Origin of the sequence: Litchfieldia alkalitelluris, assembly GCF_002019645.1 — a bacterium.
GTDB classification, from domain to species: Bacteria; Bacillota; Bacilli; order Bacillales; family Bacillaceae_L; genus Litchfieldia; species Litchfieldia alkalitelluris.
Genome location: NZ_KV917374.1, coordinates 2,199,637 through 2,218,964, shown reverse-complemented (window position 1 = coordinate 2,218,964; position 19,328 = coordinate 2,199,637). Strand labels below are relative to the sequence as shown.

16 protein-coding genes are annotated in these 19,328 nt (G+C 36.3%); all 16 read right to left on the bottom strand.

Annotated elements, in window-relative coordinates:
- Positions 1-185 precede the first annotated feature (185 nt).
- Positions 186-566, bottom strand: a complete 381-nt coding sequence (gene speD / locus BK579_RS10100) for an adenosylmethionine decarboxylase (RefSeq protein ID WP_078545169.1) — start codon at positions 564-566, stop codon at positions 186-188.
- 318 nt (positions 567-884) lie between these two features.
- A complete protein-coding gene (locus tag BK579_RS10095; RefSeq protein ID WP_078545167.1) occupies positions 885-1,916 on the bottom strand; it encodes a glyceraldehyde-3-phosphate dehydrogenase in 1,032 nt (343 codons plus the stop codon).
- Between the two features lie 250 nt (positions 1,917-2,166).
- Entirely contained in the window at positions 2,167-2,778 is a 612-nt protein-coding gene (gene coaE / locus BK579_RS10090) for a dephospho-CoA kinase (protein ID WP_078545165.1), read from the bottom strand.
- A gap of 56 nt (positions 2,779-2,834) precedes the next feature.
- Entirely contained in the window at positions 2,835-3,476 is a 642-nt protein-coding gene (gene ytaF / locus BK579_RS10085) for a sporulation membrane protein YtaF (protein ID WP_078545163.1), read from the bottom strand.
- Positions 3,477-3,669: 193 nt separating this feature from the next.
- Positions 3,670-4,500, bottom strand: a complete 831-nt coding sequence (gene mutM / locus BK579_RS10080; RefSeq protein WP_078545161.1) for a DNA-formamidopyrimidine glycosylase — start codon at positions 4,498-4,500, stop codon at positions 3,670-3,672.
- 12 nt (positions 4,501-4,512) lie between these two features.
- Positions 4,513-7,140 (bottom strand): DNA polymerase I, encoded by a 2,628-nt coding sequence (gene polA / locus BK579_RS10075; protein WP_078545159.1) that lies wholly within the window; start codon positions 7,138-7,140, stop codon positions 4,513-4,515.
- Positions 7,141-7,598: 458 nt separating this feature from the next.
- Positions 7,599-7,799, bottom strand: coding sequence for a cold-shock protein CspD (gene cspD, locus BK579_RS10070; protein WP_078545157.1), 201 nt, complete (start codon positions 7,797-7,799; stop codon positions 7,599-7,601).
- 214 nt (positions 7,800-8,013) lie between these two features.
- Positions 8,014-8,946, bottom strand: coding sequence for a protease modulator HflC (gene hflC / locus BK579_RS10065; protein ID WP_078545155.1), 933 nt, complete (start codon positions 8,944-8,946; stop codon positions 8,014-8,016).
- Positions 8,939-9,910 (bottom strand): FtsH protease activity modulator HflK, encoded by a 972-nt coding sequence (gene hflK, locus BK579_RS10060; protein WP_078545153.1) that lies wholly within the window; start codon positions 9,908-9,910, stop codon positions 8,939-8,941. Before hflK ends, hflC begins: the two co-directional genes overlap by 8 nt.
- A gap of 479 nt (positions 9,911-10,389) precedes the next feature.
- On the bottom strand, positions 10,390-12,129 hold the full coding sequence (gene pnpS / locus BK579_RS10055) for a two-component system histidine kinase PnpS (RefSeq protein WP_078545151.1): 1,740 nt from the start codon (positions 12,127-12,129) through the stop codon (positions 10,390-10,392).
- On the bottom strand, positions 12,126-12,842 hold the full coding sequence (locus BK579_RS10050; protein WP_078545149.1) for a response regulator transcription factor: 717 nt from the start codon (positions 12,840-12,842) through the stop codon (positions 12,126-12,128). Before BK579_RS10050 ends, pnpS begins: the two co-directional genes overlap by 4 nt.
- A gap of 1,261 nt (positions 12,843-14,103) precedes the next feature.
- Positions 14,104-14,580 (bottom strand): MaoC family dehydratase, encoded by a 477-nt coding sequence (locus BK579_RS10045; protein WP_078545147.1) that lies wholly within the window; start codon positions 14,578-14,580, stop codon positions 14,104-14,106.
- A gap of 185 nt (positions 14,581-14,765) precedes the next feature.
- Positions 14,766-15,704: a malate dehydrogenase gene (gene mdh, locus BK579_RS10040; RefSeq protein WP_078545145.1), complete on the bottom strand. Its 939-nt coding sequence runs from the start codon at positions 15,702-15,704 to the stop codon at positions 14,766-14,768.
- 117 nt (positions 15,705-15,821) lie between these two features.
- Positions 15,822-17,093, bottom strand: a complete 1,272-nt coding sequence (gene icd / locus BK579_RS10035) for an NADP-dependent isocitrate dehydrogenase (protein ID WP_078545143.1) — start codon at positions 17,091-17,093, stop codon at positions 15,822-15,824.
- Positions 17,094-17,209: 116 nt separating this feature from the next.
- Positions 17,210-18,328 (bottom strand): citrate synthase, encoded by a 1,119-nt coding sequence (gene citZ, locus BK579_RS10030; protein ID WP_078545141.1) that lies wholly within the window; start codon positions 18,326-18,328, stop codon positions 17,210-17,212.
- Positions 18,329-18,751: 423 nt separating this feature from the next.
- Entirely contained in the window at positions 18,752-19,213 is a 462-nt protein-coding gene (locus tag BK579_RS10025) for a DUF441 domain-containing protein (RefSeq protein WP_078545139.1), read from the bottom strand.
- Positions 19,214-19,328: the final 115 nt, after the last annotated feature.

Genomic DNA, 19,328 nt, shown 5'->3' with positions numbered 1-19,328 from the left:
TATATTTTTTGTAATTAGCTAATTACATCTTTACTGTGTTTAAATATTACTAAATTTTTGATTGAATCCGTGACTTATGAACATGACCTGAAGTCCCTCAAGAGATGGACAATAAAACTAGGTACAAACTTAAAAAAGAGGTGTATTTACATACACCTCTTATCATAGTCGATTATTCAATTTTTTTAAAGGGCTTTTACTTGTGCTTGCTTAACTTGTACTGGACCCATCCCACGAGGTAACTCGATATTTTCTCGAGTTTGTGCACCTAATGCCTCAGCTATAAAGTCAGCTGCGATATTAGGATCTAAATCTCCACATGTGTAAACATCAATACTAGCATAACCATGCTCAGGAAAACTGTGAATTGTTAAATGTGATTCAGAGATGATAACCACTCCGCTCACACCTTGAGGTGCAAATTTATGAAATGCAACCTCACGTACCTCAGCACCTGATTTTAAAGCCGCATTAACAAAAGTTCGTTCAATTTCATCAACGTTATTTAATTTTTCAAAGTCACAACCCCATAGTTCAGAGATTACATGACGTCCCATTGTTTCCATTATTCAATTTCCCCCTTTAACAAATTTATTTCATGAATAGCGACAGGCTGAGAGCTACCACGGGGGCAAGTTAGTCCAGAGAGGTCCTAACCCTTTAAGTAGTCACAAATCCAACGCATGTAAGAAGTTCACGAAAAATAGTATACTAAGTTTATATTGTTTTTGCAACCGAGTTTATTGTTATATTTTGTTGTTAAAGGGATTTTCATTAAAATATGCTTACCATAATTTGCACCGCAAAGGGGTTCAAAAAACTGAATGGTTCTTTTAGCCATTCAACATTTATTTTCCCCATTAAATTTTTCTATTATTCAGCTTTTATCCAACTTTTGAATTTGTTTTTGAAAGCATTTCATATCCAACCAATTTGGCAAGGTCAATCACTCTGCTCGAATAACCCCATTCATTATCATACCAAGCTAATACCTTTATTTTGTGATGCTCTATAACCATCGTTGACAAGCCATCAATGATTGAAGAATGTGTATTTGTATTGAAGTCAACAGAAACTAATGGTTCAGATGTAAATTGAATTATTCCATTTAGTCCATGTTTAGAGGCTTTGATAAAGGCTTCATTAACTTCCTCTACTGTTACCTTTTTATTTATATCCACAACTAAGTCCACCAAGGATACGTTTGGCGTGGGCACACGTAGAGCAAGACCGTGCAATTTCCCTTTAAGGTGCGGTAAAACTAAGCCAAGTGCTTTAGCAGCACCAGTTGTAGTAGGAATAATCGATTGACCACATGCGCGGGCTCTCCTTAAATCTTTATGTGGGTTATCAATATTATTTTGATCATTTGTAAATGCATGAACTGTAGTCATTAATCCATTTTGAATGCCAAATTGTTCATCAAGAACTTTAATGACAGGCGCTAAACAATTTGTTGTACAAGAAGCGTTTGAAATGATGGTGTGCTTTCTTGCATCATACTCATCATCATTCACCCCCATGACGATTGTAATATCCTCATTTTCACCTGGAGCAGTTAAAATTACTTTTTTAGCGCCAGCTTTTACGTGTAACATCGCTTTATCCTTTGCGTTAAATTTCCCAGTAGCTTCCACCACAATATCAATATCTAGTCTTCTCCACGGAAGCTCTAATGGATCTCTAGAGTTTACTAAAAGAACTTCTTTACCATTGACAAATAAATAGTCGCCCTCTGCCACTACTTCTCCCTCAAACTTGCCGTGAATTGAATCATACTTTAAAAGATGGGCCAATGTTTCAGCTGGGTAACTTGCATTAATAGCAATAATATTTAAATCGTTTTCGACGATTGCTTTACGAAATACCATTCTGCCGATTCTACCAAAGCCATTAATTGCAATTCTAGGTTTCATATCTATCATCCCCTTGTAATGTGTTATACTATTTATATAAGTTTTAAATAAAGTATATCACATTAAACATTAGTATGTAATCAAGTATTTTAACTACAATAAAATGTTATACTTTTTAGAATGTTTTTGAAAATTGGACAAAAAGCTCAAAAGGCCATTATTGATTTTGGAGGGATATCACAATATAAAGAGCAATATTCATCTTCTCTTGCATGGATCTTTATAAACAAAAAATAGCCCATTGCTTGAGCTATTCTCCCGTCATCTTTATATTCCATAAGTTAAGTATTTCTATTAGCTGCTTCTCAGTTTCCTCTACTGTTCCATTATTATTTATCACTGCGTCTGCAAGGGCCATTTTTTCTCTTAATGGCATTTGTGATGAAATCCTTGAGTTCGCTTCCTCGATCGAAAAATCATTTCGATTCATCAACCTTTTCACTTGAACCTCTTCATCTACATAAACAACGATTGTTTTATCCACAAGGTTTGTTAAGTTACTTTCAAACAACAAAGGGATATCTAAAAAGACGGTAGCTTCTCCTTTATTAAAGTATGCGTCCTTTTCATCTAACATTTTTTTTCGGACGGCTGGATGAACAATCGCATTTAGTTGTTGACGTTTAACAGAATCATTAAAGATGATTGATCCTAGCATTATCCGATTTAGTGTCAAATCTTCATTTAAGATCTCTTTACCAAAAACACTAACAATTTGATTGTATGATGGTTCTCCTATTTCGACTACTTCTCTTGCAATGACATCTGCGTCAATAACAGGCAATCCTAGTGTGTGCAGCATAGCTGAAACCGTGCTTTTGCCACTAGCAATACCACCTGTTAAACCTACGACTAAAGCCATGAATACTTCCTCCTAAAGCTTAATACCTAAAATAACTTTTCTTTTATAACATCTATTTACAGCTTCCAGATTCCAAGGACGATTAATAATACACCAGGTAATAATGTGAATTTTTCGACCCATTTCATTTCAGATAGAAACCTTCCACAGCGGATTCCTGTCATAACAAAAAGAGAGCTCATAAAAGCAACAAAAATAGCCATCAACCATGGCGAATATCCTAATAAAGCAGCTCCAATTCCTGCACCAAAAGCATCCAAAGAAAGTGCTATACCTAATAAAAACGCTTCTATTCCAGTAATTGTACCTGACTTATCAAAATCAGCTTCCATTGGTCTTCGAAGGATTTGAATGACTAAACCTAGTGACTTAATTTCAACCTTTACTAATGTTTTCTTCTGCTTGCCTTCTTCATTAGAAGAATCGCTTGAAGGTTTAAAAAATTGATAAAGAATCCAACATCCTATGAGAACTAAAACTGCTCCTCCAATCATCTCAGCAAATTGGGGAGACAAAAAGGTTGATATCGTGTTCCCAACAACCATGGCCACTAACAAAGTTAATGCCGAACAACAAGCAATCATCACGATTGATTTAAAGGGGATTTTCATTTTTCTTAATCCATAAGTAAAGCCCACGCTAAAACTATCCAAACTAACCGCAAATGCCAACAAAAGTAGTGAAATGTATTGAACCATTTATATAGCTCCTTCCTAACAATCGCTAAGTTAGTATATGGAAGGAGCCCATTCAATGTGATACGTCCATTTTCATTTTACAATAAAAGCGCTGGAACACCCGCTTATCCGCGACAAGCCCTGAACCTGGTTGTGGTTAAGCTAGACAATAAAACTCAGTTCTAAGTCTGATATTAAACATGACACTCAGGGGTTACTTCTTCTTTTGGCATTTAGGGCAAAAGTGAGTCCCACGTCCCCCAACAACTGTTTTTTCAATTGCAATCCCACATTTTTTACAAGCTTCACCTTTTTGACCATACACAAATAACTGAAGCTGAAACATACCGATTTCGCCTTGGGAGTTAACATATGAACGAATGGTACTCCCACCCTTATCAACAGCTTCCTGAAGTGTATTAATGATTTCTTCATGTAATTTTTTTATTTCTCGAGGCTTTAATGAATTCGCCTCACGTTCTGGGTGAATACCAGATCTAAATAATGCTTCATCAACATAGATATTTCCTAAACCAACGACGATTTTCTGATCTAATAATGCCACCTTCACCTTACGATTCGTTTTCTTTAAGTGGTCTTTCAAATGTTTTTCCGTAAATTCCATTGAAAATGGTTCAGGTCCTAGCTGAGCAAGAGGTAAATCGTTCTCTTCTTCCCCTTTTAAATATAAGTGCATCGTTCCAAATTTTCTTACATCTCGATACCTCAACTGAAAGCCATCTGTAAACGTAAACAGGACGTGTGTATGTTTATCATAAGGAACTTCCTGCGGGTACAGCCCATACCTTCCTTCCATTCTTAGATGTGAAACAAGAGTGTAATCATCGAGAATAAACTTAAGAAATTTTCCTCTGCGCTCCACATCTTGAATGGTTTGTCCTTTTAAGGCATCAATAAACTGTGAAACTTCTTCAGGTTTTTTGATCATCTTTGGCCATAAGACCTCGACAGTTTGTATTGTTTTTCCCGCAACCAGTCCGATTAAAGTACGCCTGACTGTTTCGACTTCTGGTAATTCTGGCATACGATCACCCCTTTATTTCGCATCATACCAGGTTGGTCCAAATGAATAATCAACCTTTAATGGTACCTTCAATTCTACTGCGTTTTCCATGACCTCTGGGACTAGCTTTTCCAACTGTTCAATCTCATCCTTCGGTACTTCAAAGATTAATTCATCATGCACCTGTAATAGCAGCTTTGATTTAAGATTTTCTGTTTCTAAACGAAAAGCCATATCAATCATTGCTTTCTTTATGATATCTGCTGCACTACCCTGAATTGGCGTATTCATCGCTGTTCGTTCTGCAAAGCTTCTTACATTAAAGTTCCTTGCCGTTATTTCTGGTATATAGCGTCGACGCTGAAGTAATGTCGATACATATCCCTTTTGCTTAGCATCTTGAACAATGTCAGTCATGTACTCCTTAACGCCTGGGAAGCTTTCAAGATATCTTTCAATAAATGTACCGGCATCTTTCCTTGTGATTCCTAAACTTTGAGAAAGTCCATAATCACTAATTCCATAAACAATGCCAAAGTTTACTGCCTTTGCTTGTCTTCTCATATCAGATGTAACTTCATCTTCACCTACATGAAACACATCCATTGCCGTTTTTGTATGAATATCTAAGTCACGGTTAAACGCATCAATTAAACTTTCATCATTAGCGATGTGAGCCAATACGCGTAACTCTATTTGAGAATAGTCAGCTGCAAAAATTACCCAATCACTGTGTGATGGAACAAAAGCTTGTCTAATTTTCCGCCCTTCTGCTAAACGAATTGGGATATTTTGAAGATTTGGGTCTGTTGAACTCAATCTACCTGTTTGTGTCAGAACTTGATTGTAAATCGTATGTACCTTTGAAGTATCTTCATGCACAACCTTTAAGAGTCCCTCAATATAAGTTGATTGTAATTTTCCTAATTGACGGTAATCTAAGATGTATTTAATAATCTCATGTTTTTTTTCCAGTTTTTCCAAAATATCAGCTGATGTTGAATATCCAGTCTTTGTCTTTTTAACTGCTGGTAGTTCGAGCTTCTCAAATAAAATAACTCCTAGTTGTTTAGGTGAGTTGATATTGAACTCTTCACCAGCAAGTTCATAAATATGTTTTTCAAGATTATTTAAGTTCTCTGCAATTTGTCTTCCCTGTAACTTCAATCTGGATACATCCACCGTAATTCCCTCAGATTCCATATCAGCTAAAATTAAAGAAAGAGGCATTTCTAAATCTTTAAATAGATCATACTGTTCATTTTCCTTCAACTCATCTAAATAAATTCCCTTGAGTTTTTGAAGACTGATCGCTTTTCTCACTAGATGCTCAGCAAGGATATTTAGTTCTGGGCAGCATCTTTTTGCACCCTTACCATAAACAGCTTCATCGGTTTGAACATCAAAAATCCCTTTAGATTTTGCTATTGCCGCTATATCCTCAGTAGATTGTGCAGGATTTAAAATGTAAGTTGCAATTAAACAATCGAAATCAACACCATTTAAATCGATTCCCTTCCATCGTAGGGCAACAGTAGATCTCTTCCCATCATACAAAGTCTTCCTATTACTCTCATCAGCTGCCCATTCTTTAAAACGCTCTGATTGTAAGGCAACTTCTGTTGGTATAAAAAACGCACCATTTTCATTTGCAATGGCAAATCCCTGTATTTCTGATTTATGATAATTTTCTTCCATCACTTCTATAATAATCGCTACTTCATTTGTCAATATTTCGTCATTAACTTCATCAACGATTATGTAATCAATGTCTTCCAAAACTGCTTCCTCACTATGTGTGAGTTCAATCTTTTCAAGGAGTGAATTAAATCCTAATTCTTTGAATAGTTCATACACCTTCTTTTCATTAAGACCAGTATAAGAGATATCATCAAAAGTTATTTTAACAGGGGCTTCTTTATGAATTGTTGCAAGTTCTTTACTAAGAATCGCTTGTTCTTTAAATTCTTCAAGTTTTTCCTGAAGCTTTTTTCCACTAACCTTATTCGTACTCTCTAGTAAATGTTCTAGTGTATTAAATTCCTTCAATAGCTTCACAGCCGTTTTTTCACCGACACCTGGTACACCAGGGATATTATCTGAGGCATCACCCATGAGACCTTTCATATCGATAATTTGATGGGGTGTTAAGCCGTATTTCTCTTCAATAAAGCTCGGAGTATAGGAATCAACATCTGTAATCCCTTTTTTGGTAATGTCGACTGTTACCTTATCAGTCGCTAACTGAGTTAAATCTTTATCTCCTGAAATAACCTTTACTTCAAAACCTTCTTTTTCTGCTTGAACAGCCATCGTTCCAATGATATCGTCTGCTTCATAATTCTCTAGCTCATATCTTGAGATTTGATATGCATCTAGAAGTTCTCGAATGAAATTAAACTGCTCTGAAAGCTCTGGTGGCGTTTTTTGCCTCCCACCTTTATATTCAGTAAAAGTTGAATGACGGAAAGTCGTTTTTCCAGCATCAAATGCAACTAACATGTGGGTAGGTTTTTCTTGCTCAAGGATTCTCATTAACATCATTGTAAATCCGTAAACAGCGTTCGTATGTATTCCCTTATCATTATTAAGTAGTGGTAGTGCAAAAAACGCACGATAAGCAATACTATTTCCATCTATCAAAACAAGTTTTTTACTCATCTAATATCCTCCCTAATTTCTACAATACTTCCCTTTATTTTATCATGTTCATAAATAGAAAGGAAAATTAGTGATTAGTTTGTCGAGAGACTAAAAGAAAGTTTACTGGTTTGACCTCAGCTTATCCTCATAAATATTAAAAGTGATACCCATAATCACTTTTTCAGATAAATTTCAGTCAAATAATTAAAACTTCGTGGATAAAGTAGTAATTCTGAATGGACTTAAAAATCTTGAAAATAACACCAATCGATTCATAAGAGAAATATATAACAGTATATATGGAATTTTTTCAGGAATATAAAGGATTAAAAATAGCAGGGGGATGGTGAAGTTGATTTATGAAGATTCCTTTTGGAGGCATCTAGTAGACTAAAAGCTTATAAAACTATAAATATAGATTTTTACAAATAAAAAACAGACCCAGGAGGTCTGTTTTTTTCTAATGTAAAAAGCAATTAAGCTTTTGTTACGTTAGCAGCTTGTGGTCCACGGTTACCTTCAACGATTTCAAATGTAACAGTTTGACCTTCTTCTAAAGATTTGAAACCTTCGCCTTGAATTGCAGAGAAGTGAACGAATACATCGTCTCCACCTTCGCGCTCGATGAATCCGAAACCTTTTTCTGCATTAAACCATTTTACTTTACCTTCTAACATTGAATTTCCTCCTAGTGTGTTTGCACACATTGTAATACTATTCTTGCTCTAAGATATTTCAAGACGAAAAGCTTTTTATAACTTGTTCTATCCAAACATTCCGAACAAAAATAATTCTACTTAATATTAACAGTAAATCCAAGAGTTAGCAAGTGTTTAATAATCCCATTTTAAAAACGCTATCATTCTCCTAATTTCAACAAAAATTGCAATCTTATTCCATATATCCCATTAGCATTCTTGCATATGGGGAATCAGATGGCAAAATAATAACGGTTTTTCCATTAATAGTTTTCTTATATGATTCTAAGGTTCTATAAAGGCTATAAAACTCTGGATCTGCCGAAAACGCTTTGTTATAGACACGAGCTGCCTCACCTTCACCCTCACCACGGATGGTTTCAGCGTCTGCTTGAGCTTTCGCCAGTAACTCAGTTACTTCTCGGTCTGTTTGGGCAATAATTCTATTCTTCTGTGCATCACCCATTGATAAATATTCTTGTGCAGTTGATTCACGTTCAGAGATCATTCTTGTAAATACAGACTGTTCATTTTCACTAGGCAGGTCTGTACGTTTCATTCGGATGTCTGTTACTTCAATTCCATAATTATCAATAGCCAATAATTCATTTACTTTTTCGGTAATTCGGTCATTCAAACTTCCTCTTGAAGACTTTTCATCATTTATAATTTGATCATAGTTGAGTTGACCAAGCTCTGTACGAACAGCGGAGTAAACAAATTCATCTAATTTTGCTTCCGCACTCTCTACCGTTCTAGTTGTAGAAATCATTTTTTGTGGATCTACAACCTTCCAGACTGCATAATTGTCAATGATCATTCTTTTTTTATCTTTTGTATTAATCTCTGCTTCGTTTACGTCATATACCATTTGGTATTTTGGTAATGTTTCAACCGTTTGAATGAAAGGGATTTTATAGCTCAAACCTGGTGTAGAATCAATACGAACAACCTCACCAAATTGTCTAATTACCTTAAATTCTCCTTCTTTAACAATCAACAAGTTCGATAAAATCGTTCCGATGATAACAAGAGTAATAACAATGAATATGCCTCCTCTTGTATACTTTTTCCACTCATCTTTATTTCCACGATCATTAATATCGACAATATTTTCGTTACTCATTATTTGTACTACCTCCCTCTACTACTGGTGGAGTTTGTTTTTGTTCTTCAAGAGGACGAATTGGAAAATACTTCATTGTATTTCCATCATCATTCATAATATAAATCTCTGCTCCTGGTAAAACTTGATCCAACGTTTCAAGAACCAATCGTTGTCTAGTGATTTCTGGAGAGTTTTTGTATTCACGATATAATTCATTAAAGATAGCAACATCTCCACGAGCAATTTCAATACGAGCAGCCCGATCACCTTCAGCCCTAGATATCATTGCATCTTTTTCACCCTCAGCTTCTTGTGTACGTTGATTTCTATATTTATCGGCTTCATTTATTTTTGTATTCATTGTTTCACGGGCATCTGTTACGTTTGTAAATGCTTTACGAACATCTTCATTTGGTAACTCAACATCCTGCAGCTTAACACCAACAATTGATATTCCAATGTCATACTTAGCTACTAAATTAGTAAGCAACTCTCGTACATCTGCTTCAATTTGTGCTTTTCCAGATGTTAATGCATCATCTATTTTTGTACTACCTATGATACTTCTTAATGAAGCTGATGTGGCATTGTGTAAGATTTGCTCGGGATCATGAGAATTAAATAAGTAGGAAGCTGGATCTGTAATTTTCCATTGAACAACCAGATCAGCTAAAACTATATTTTCATCACCTGTAATCATTTTAGTTTCGTCATCATACTCAACGATTTGTCCGTCTTTCTCTTCATATCCAAACTGCAAGCTAAAGTTTACTTTCGGTAATACTTCAACTGTTTGAATCGGCCAAGGCATTTTAAACTTAAGTCCTGGCTCAATGATTGGGTCGCCAGCTTCTCCAAATGTTAATATAACAGCTTGTTCAGACTCATCAACAGTGTACCATGATGTTGTTGCAACAATACCTAATACAAGCACTAATAATGAAAGTCCAACAATCGTATAAATACGTTTAATGCTTATCATTGATTTCCCCTCGTTTCTTTTATTCTCTAATTCTCTACCTGTTTATTTACGATTGTATGTTAAAAAGGTTTCAAATATATTTCTCTGTTAATGATTTCCTTGTTGAAAAGCGGAAGGCGCTCGTTCATCGGCGACAGGCATAAGACGAGCCGGCTAGAAGGTTGCTTTTTAACCTTCTTGCCGGATTGACTTATGACCCCGAGCCGATAGCGCCTGAAGCTAGACACTAAGCTAAGTATAATTTTTCATACTACCTCTCAACTTAAGGCCCCTTTAAACAAAAAAAGAGTGAAGCCAGTGGCCTCACTATAACAAAAATGTCCTTGGATGAAGGGGTTTTCATATATATGATACTAGCTATTTATGAAGTAACCATCAATTTAATGTAAACTTTTTGTAAAGAAGTACAAAGAAGCACCGCGATTCTAACTTTGATTGAAAGTCTCGCGGCGCTTCTTATTATAATTATAAGGAATCTATTACTTTTTTAAGCTTACTATAAATGTAGTCCCTTTACCCACTTTACTTTTTACTTTTATTTCGCCATGGTGGGCTTCGACAAGATGTTTCACAATGGCTAAGCCTAGGCCGGTTCCACCTGAATGACGGCTTCTGGCCTTATCGACTCGGTAAAATCTCTCAAATATTCTTGGAAGTTCTTTTTCATGTATTCCAGTACCAGTGTCGATTACACTCACATCAACTGTTGTATTTTTATCACGAATATCCACTTTAATTTTCCCAGTAGTGTCAGTATAAGCAATGCTGTTATTTATTAAATTTATGAAAATTTGCTTCAGTCTGTAGATATCTGCTGGGACATAAATCTGATCATGATTATAGGAAATATCTAACCGAATTCCCTTTTCTTCTGCTTTACCCTTTAACATTATAAACGCATCTTCAATTAACTCTTTAATATCCACTCGCTGAATATTAAGAATGAATCCTTGTTGCTCTACTTTACTTAGCTCTAGAAGATCTTCAATTAAAGACTGTAACCTTTGGCTTTCCTTTGAAATGATGGACAGAAAAGATTCTAACGTCTCTCTATCCTCTAGTGCACCGTCTAATAATGTTTCCGTAAATCCTTTGATTGATGTAACAGGTGTCTTAAGCTCATGAGAGACATTTGCTACAAAATCTTTTCGCATTTGCTCTAGCTTTTTCAACTCAGAAATGTCATGGAAAACGAGGACAATTCCTTTCCATTCATCATTTGTTCCAATGATAGGAGCCCCATATACTTCAAAATGCTTTCTTTCGTACTTTAAAGTTATAAATAAATGCTTTTTCACCGTTTGTTCAGTCATAAACACTTCTTCAACAAGAGCAACAATTTTTCTATGTTCAATGACATCATGATATAGATATTTAAGATAGTCTGAATCTGACACACCGAACACTTCTTTATAGGCTTTATTAACTAGATTAATATAACCTCTACCATCAATTAACAGAAGTCCACTTCCCATGCTTTCAATTATGGTTCGAAGTCGGTCTTTTTCCATTTCATGATCTCTTGTAACAGTTTGTAAATTCCGCGCAAGAATATTTATCGATTGACTAAGCATCCCAGTTTCATCGACATTTTCTTCATATGTTCTTGCCTTATAGTTTCCTTTTGCAAGTTCAATCGCTACTTGTGTTGCCGATTCAATCGGCTTAGTATATTGAGTAGTAATTTTAACACCTAACATAAAAATAACAGTAAAAGCCAATCCTAAACTAATTACTAAAAGAAACCAAATTTGTTGATAAGCTCTTTTTACTGACTCAACTGGAGATGTTAATATTACATACCCTTCAAATTCTCCATCAGTAACTAAAGGAGAACCATAGAAGTACTCATTATACCTATCTTCTGTCAGATTAAAATTTTCATCTTTAATTAAATAGGGTTGTATGATCTGATCAATAGAATTTTCTTCATTCTTCTCCTGTGACTCAAATAACTTCTTACCACTTTCATCAAGCAAAGTAATTCTGACATTTAAAGAATTACTCATTAACTGAACTTGATCTTCTAATTCAGGGTGCTGAAGTCCTTGATTGGTGAGGAAAATGGCAACCAAATTGGTCTCTTTCTCCATCCGTTCATTGAAAGAGTTTAAGTAGAATGCTTTAAACATTGTTCCTAGTAGAAGCCCTATCCCTACCAAGACAATCAAAATCAACGTAATAAATCCAAAAAGAAGACGAAAACGAAATTTATTCATTCAGTTTTTGGCTCCTCAAGCTTATATCCTAAGCCTCTAATCGTTTTAATATAAGTTGGTTTTTTTGTATCTAGCTCAATTTTTTCTCGCAAATGACTTATGTGAACATCAACAATTCGGGTATCACCAGCAAAATCGTAATTCCAAACAGCACTTAGCAACTGATCCCGCGTTAGTACTCTTCCTTTATGCTTTGCCAGGTATAAAAGAAGCTCAAATTCTTTTGGTGTTAGTTCAAGCTGCTCATCATTAAAATAAGCTTCATACTGTTCTGGTAAAATGGCCAATCCACCAATTGTTAGTTTCTCTGCTATATTTTGATTATCCTCTTGACTCTCATTACTATATACTACTCTTCTTAAAATCGCTTTTACCCTTGCAACTACTTCTCTTGGACTAAAAGGCTTAGCTAGATAATCATCAGCTCCCAACTCCAAACCAAGTACCTTATCAAACTCATCATCTTTAGCAGTTAACATAAAAATAGGAGTTGATACACGTCTTTGACGGAGCTCTTTACATACTTCAAGCCCGTCCATCTTTGGAAGCATTAAATCAAGAAGAATTAAGTCCGGTTGCTCGATTATTGCAAGCTCAAGCCCCATTTCCCCATCCATTGCAGTAATTACTTCAAAACCAGCTTGTTTTAAATTGTATTGAAGTAACGTTACAATCGATTGCTCATCATCAACTACTAAAACTTTTTTACTCATATGATCCTCCAAGGTAAATAGATTAAACCCCAGTATCTCTCATCCATTATTATATTTAATTTATAGATAACACAAAAAGTTACCCTCTCTATCTACCTTACATTATATTGTAACTCATCCAATAGACCAATCTTTTTATCTTCATAATATAAATTTTCTATAAAAAATTTCACCACTAATTCTTCAGGGTAGACATCCATGCAAATGAATATCCGCACCATGGTGTATGAAAATGTTTCCTCCTCAATGTGGAATGAGCGGAGAGCCACTTGACTCCTGCGGGATCCATTGGTCTCGTGAGACCCCGCAGAAGCCCGCCCCTGGCGACGAGGAGGCTCACGGACCACCCCGCGGTATCCCGCGAGTGGATCGCAGCTCATGGAACTCCGCAAACTAAGTTATTTTAAGGGTAGACATCCATGCTAAATAAGTATTTCGCACCATGGTGTATGAAAAAATGTTTCCTCCTCAGTGTGGAATGAGCGGAGAGCCACTTGACTCCTGCGGGATCCAGTGGTCTCGTGAGACCCCGCAGGAGCCCGCCCCTGGCGATGAGGAGGCTCACTCACGGACCACCCCGCGGTATCCCGCGAGTGGATCGCAGCTCATGGAACTCCACAACCAAAGTTATTTTCAGGGTAGACATCTATGCTAATTAAAATTAGCACCATGGAGTATGAAAAATTATAATTAGCTTAGTGTCTAGCTCCAGGCGCTATCGGCTCTCAGGTCTAAGTCAATCCACCCTAGAAGGTTAAAGAGCAACTTTCCAGCCGGCTTGCCTTATGCCTGTCGCCGATGAACGAGCGCCTTCCGCTTTTCTTTTTTCAGTGTAGACTTCCATGGTAATATTATTCGTACCATGGAGAATGAAAATAGTGTACTCACTAAGTGTGGAATGAGCGGAGAGCCACTTGACTCCTGCGGGATACAGTGGTCTCGTGAGACCCCGCAGAAGCCCGCGAGGCGACGAGGAGGCTCACGGACCACCCCGCGGTATCCCGCGAGTGGATCGCAGCTCATGGAACTCCGCAAACTAAGTTATTTTCAGGGTAGACATCTATGCTAATTAAAATTAGCACCATGGAGGATGAAAAATTATACTTAGCTTAGTGTCTAGCTTCAGGGTAGACTTCCTCAAACAACACCTTTCATTCCCTTTCTTAAATCTTAGTAAATGGAACTCAATCCCCTCTAAGAGATTTCCCTCGTCCCGAAAATAAAGAAAAAGAGGTACCAATAACCTCTTTTGACTCAAACTCTAAAAATTCTCTAATATTTTCCCATCAAGTGGTACGATTTTTTTAGGAGGAATCACGCTAATTGTACCTTCTACAACTACATCACCTTTATCATCAGTTGCCGTAACAGTAATATCTACTAATTCCTTGGAGAGATTAACAGTAGTTACCTCGAACAAAAACTCAATAGTAGCATAATGATGTACATGTTTCGGAAAAGAAATTTCCTGCTTTACCATGTGACTTCCTGGACCTGGTAAGTACTTTGAAACGGCCGAAGTAATGATACCTGTAAGCATGATACTTGGCACAATCGGTTTTTCAAATGGTGTTTGTGATGCGTAATCATGCTGAACATATAATGGGTTTGCATCATTCGTTAATCCTAGAAATAATAATAAATCCTTGTCCTCAATTTTCTCAGTAAGTGACAGTTTCTCACCTACTGATATTTCTTCAATAGTACGCCCTAATTTTCGTTTTTTTCCTAACAACATGAATTACAGCACCTCCGCAGTAATAAACCGGAAATATAAAGAAAGTAAAAAAAACGGTTACTTCTACACTATATGTAATTACTCCCTTTATACATTCGTAACTATTGTATATCTTACCAAATAAAGATACACAACACCAAATTCAGGAGGGTTACATAGTAGAAACAACCGTTAGCTTTTATTACTTATGCAAGTATATTCATGACATTTTTAACTGAGTCAGCAGACTTCTGAAGTGCTGCTTTTTCATCTTCACTTAAATCTAATACAATAATTTGTTCAATTCCATTTGCACCGAGTACAGTTGGTACACCTAAATAGATCCCATTAAATCCATACTCACCTTCTAAATATGCAATTGTTGGGATCACGCGGCGTTGATCTTTAAGGATTGCTTCTACCATTTCCACCAATGACGCAGCAGGTGCATAATAGGCACTACCATTTCCTAAAAGATTTACTATTTCTCCGCCACCCTTTCGAGTACGTTCTACAATAGCATCAAGACGATCTTGCGGGATTAACTTTTCTAATGGGATACCACCAGCATATGAATAACGAACAAGCGGAACCATGTCATCTCCATGTCCACCTAACACGAAACCGGTTACATCTTTTACTGACAGGTTTAGTTCTTGGGCAACAAATGTACGGAAACGGGCTGTATCTAATACCCCGGATTGACCGATTACACGATTTTTCGGGAATCCTGATTCCTGGAATACAGTGTAAGTCATTGCATCAACCGGATTAGTTAAGACAATAATATAACAATTTGGAGAGTACTTGACAATTTCTTGAGTAACACTTTTCATAATTTTTTGGTTTGTTTGAACAAGGTCATCACGGCTCATTCCTGGCTTACGAGCAATACCCGCAGTGATTACAACAATATCAGAATCAGCAGTATCTGCATAATTGGCTGTACCAATAATATTTGCATCAAACCCCTGAACTGGAGCTGCTTCGAGCATATCTAGAGCTTTGCCTTTTGTTGGATTTTCCATCTGTGGAATATCAACCAAGACAACATCAGCTAACTCTTTCTGCGCTGTTAAAAAAGCAGTTGTAGCCCCTGTGAAGCCTCCACCAATTACTGAAACTTTTTTACGTTTGAATGTCATGAAAATCTCCTCCAATTATAAGTTATAAGCCTACGTATTCGTGTTTATCCCTTTTATTGAATGATTACATGAAAAAATGAGGGTGGGCTTTTAAGTCCACCCTCACTCAATTTTAAATTATCCTAGGTTTTTAATTAATTCATTTCCAAACTCAGAGCAAGCCACTTCTGTTGCTCCGTCCATTAAACGAGCAAAGTCATAAGTTACAACTTTAGAAGCAATTGTTTTTTCCATTGATTTTGTTATTAAATCAGCTGCTTCAGTCCATCCAAGGTGCTCAAGCATTAACACACCTGATAATAACACTGAAGATGGATTTACTTTATCTAATCCTGCATATTTAGGAGCAGTACCATGTGTTGCTTCGAAAATAGCATGCCCAGTTTCATAGTTGATGTTTGCTCCCGGAGCAATACCAATTCCACCAACTTGTGCTGCTAATGCATCAGAAATATAGTCACCATTTAAGTTCATTGTTGCAACAACATCAAACTCACGTGGTCTTGTTAAGATTTGTTGTAAGAAGATATCAGCAATAGAATCCTTCACGATAATTTTACCTGCAGCTTCAGCATCACTTTGTGCTTTGTTTGCAGCATCCTTACCTTCAGTTTCCACTAAGCGGTCATATTCTGCCCAAGTGAATACTTTATCACCGAATTCTTTTTCAGCTAACTCATAACCCCAGTTCTTGAATGCTCCTTCAGTGAACTTCATAATATTACCTTTATGAACTAAAGTCACTGATTTGCGACCATGTTCGATTGCATAGTTGATCGCTGCACGAACTAGACGAGACGTACCTTCTTCAGATACAGGCTTAATTCCGATACCAGAAGTTTCTGGGAAGCGGATTTTATTAACTCCCATTTCATTTTGTAAGAATGAAATTAATTTTTGTACTTCTTCAGAACCTTTTGCATACTCAATTCCAGCATAAATGTCCTCAGTGTTTTCGCGGAAGATAACCATATCTGTATCTTCTGGACGTTTAATTGGAGATGGTACTCCAGTGAAATAACGTACTGGACGTAAACAAGTAAATAAATCTAGCTCTTGACGTAATGCAACGTTTAAAGAACGGATTCCTCCACCAACTGGTGTTGTTAAAGGCCCTTTAATAGCGATTATGTATTCACGAATAACATCTAATGTTTCAGCTGGTAACCATTCACCAGTTTCGTTAAATGCTTTTTCCCCTGCTAAAACTTCTTTCCATACGATTGATTTTTCCCCATTATAAGCTTTTTCAACAGCAGCTTCTAGAACGCGAGATGCAGCTGCCCAAATATCTGGACCGATTCCGTCACCTTCGATAAAAGGGATAACTGGATTATTTGGAACGTCTAATACACCATTTTGTACAGTAATTTTTTCTCCTTGACTCACGAAAAATTCCTCCCATATTTTAAATCTTTATCTTTATTAGAGGCCAGTATTTGGCCTCTCTATTACTACCCTTCTATTTTATAAGAAAAGTAGAAAAATTTCATCTCTTATCTATTTTATGCTCTTTGATCTAGATGTACATATGCTTGTTTTCCAGGCCCTGTATATTCAGCACGTGGACGAATTAAGCGGTTATTATCATATTGCTCTAAAATATGAGCTAACCAGCCAGATACACGGCTTACAGCAAAGATAGGTGTAAATAAATCATGATCAATACCTAGACTGTGATATACAGAAGCAGAATAGAAATCAACATTTGGCGGAAGTGGCTTGGCTGTCGTAACAATTTCTTCAATTCTTGTAGACATCTCATACCATTTAGGCTCACCAGTAATTGTTGTAAGCTTTTCAGACATACTCTTAAGATGCTTTGCTCTTGGATCACCCTTACGATACACACGGTGTCCGAAGCCCATAATTTTTTCTTTGTTATTTAACTTATCAAGAATATAAGGCTCAACATTTTCTACATCACCAATTTCAGAAAGCATCTTCATAACGGCTTCATTTGCTCCACCATGAAGTGGTCCTTTAAGAGCACCAATTGCAGAGGTTACACCAGAGTATACATCAGACAATGTCGCAACACACACTCGTGCTGTAAAAGTAGAAGCATTAAGCTCATGGTCAGCATGTAATACTAACGCTTTGTTAAATGCTTCTTCAGCAATTGCTGATGGTTCTTCACCTGTTAACATGTACAAGAAATTAGCAGCGAAACTTAAGTCCGTACGAGGTGCAATAGGTTCTAAGCCTTTGCGTACTCGTGAAAACGCTGTAACTATTGTAGGAAGCTTTGCTTGTAAACGAATTGCTTTACGATAATTTGCTTCTGCATCCATCACATCAGCTTCATCATCATATAATCCAAGTAAAGAAACAGCCGACCTTAATGCTGCCATAGGATGCACTTTTTCAATCGGATATGTCTTAAAATGGTGTAACACATTCTCAGGCAATGATGCATTTTCTGATAATTGTGTTACAAGTTCAGAAAGTTCTTGCTTATTTGGTAGCTTACGATGCCATAATAGATAAATTACTTCTTCAAAGCTTGCATTTTCTGCTAACTCATCAATATTATAGCCAACATATGTTAACGTATCATCAATGATTGAGCTTACAGACGAAGTTGTTGCTATAATCCCTTCAAGTCCCTTTGTTACTGTCATCTTAGAATCTCCCCTTTTCTAAAATTCTCCCATTCCCATTTTCACTTGGTAGATATATAAGCCTGAGCGGTTGCTCAAAAATAGACGACACATTATCATTTGAATATTCACTCAAAAGAAAATGCTTTCATTTCACCCCGAAAAAATGATACAAAATCATAACACTCAGACCAATGATTGAAGCCACTAAAAAATATGTAGAATGGATGCAATCTTAAAGTCTATTATAAACAATTATCAGACTTTTGTGAATCAAAAGAGTGAAAACGGAAAGGAATTCATGTTTCATCACCGTTCCCTGAACTTTTTTTGTGTGAAAAAAGTTCTTAGAAACAGTTTTAATATGAAGTATGTTGGCATCTTTTACTTAGGTTCATTTTTCACAAAGAAATATCTCCTACAAGTGCCTTATAATAAGCTATCTCAAGAGAAATAGTTAGCTAACCTCATGATTACATAGGCAATCCCTGCTCCAATCAACGGTCCTACTGCCACTCCTTTAAATAAAGCAACAGCTATAATCGTCCCAAATACAAGAGCAGTTGTAATATGTGGATCATCAGCTAAGAGATCTACACCACCTTTTGCAAGAAGTGCTACAATAATACCAGACGCTAATGCTATCCAAGCATATGCTGACTTCATTGCTTCGCCAAGCTGTTTAAAACCAATTTCACCTGTTGCAATTGGAACTAAAACAGCAATAGTGATCACTGTTACACCCCAATGAATTCCCTTGCTCTGAATATACGGAAAAACACGTGAATCCAAGCCTGTAGCTTTTACGATCAGTAAAACACCAACAGCTATCATTAATGATTGATTCTTACCAAAAAAACCAATTGTTAATAATATAAGTAAAAACAAAGATGATTGATTAAACAATCTAGTCTCATCCTTCCTTACACATCCACTCAAATATCGTAACATACTTTAATTTATTTAGCCAAGATTTCTACCTAAACAATCAAATATGTAATACTTTCCAATATTCTCACTA

Coding starts and splice junctions, on each gene's coding strand:
- citZ (WP_078545141.1), bottom strand. CDS start 18,328: ATGACAGTAACAAAGGGACTTGAAGGGATTATAGCAACAACTTCGTCT.
- BK579_RS10045 (WP_078545147.1), bottom strand. CDS start 14,580: ATGTTGTTAGGAAAAAAACGAAAATTAGGGCGTACTATTGAAGAAATA.
- hflC (WP_078545155.1), bottom strand. CDS start 8,946: ATGAGTAACGAAAATATTGTCGATATTAATGATCGTGGAAATAAAGAT.
- hflK (WP_078545153.1), bottom strand. CDS start 9,910: ATGATAAGCATTAAACGTATTTATACGATTGTTGGACTTTCATTATTA.
- pnpS (WP_078545151.1), bottom strand. CDS start 12,129: ATGAATAAATTTCGTTTTCGTCTTCTTTTTGGATTTATTACGTTGATT.
- speD (WP_078545169.1), bottom strand. CDS start 566: ATGGAAACAATGGGACGTCATGTAATCTCTGAACTATGGGGTTGTGAC.
- coaE (WP_078545165.1), bottom strand. CDS start 2,778: ATGGCTTTAGTCGTAGGTTTAACAGGTGGTATTGCTAGTGGCAAAAGC.
- ytaF (WP_078545163.1), bottom strand. CDS start 3,476: ATGGTTCAATACATTTCACTACTTTTGTTGGCATTTGCGGTTAGTTTG.
- polA (WP_078545159.1), bottom strand. CDS start 7,140: ATGAGTAAAAAACTTGTTTTGATAGATGGAAATAGTATTGCTTATCGT.
- BK579_RS10095 (WP_078545167.1), bottom strand. CDS start 1,916: ATGAAACCTAGAATTGCAATTAATGGCTTTGGTAGAATCGGCAGAATG.
- mutM (WP_078545161.1), bottom strand. CDS start 4,500: ATGCCAGAATTACCAGAAGTCGAAACAGTCAGGCGTACTTTAATCGGA.
- BK579_RS10050 (WP_078545149.1), bottom strand. CDS start 12,842: ATGAGTAAAAAAGTTTTAGTAGTTGATGATGAGCAATCGATTGTAACG.
- cspD (WP_078545157.1), bottom strand. CDS start 7,799: ATGTTAGAAGGTAAAGTAAAATGGTTTAATGCAGAAAAAGGTTTCGGA.
- mdh (WP_078545145.1), bottom strand. CDS start 15,704: ATGACATTCAAACGTAAAAAAGTTTCAGTAATTGGTGGAGGCTTCACA.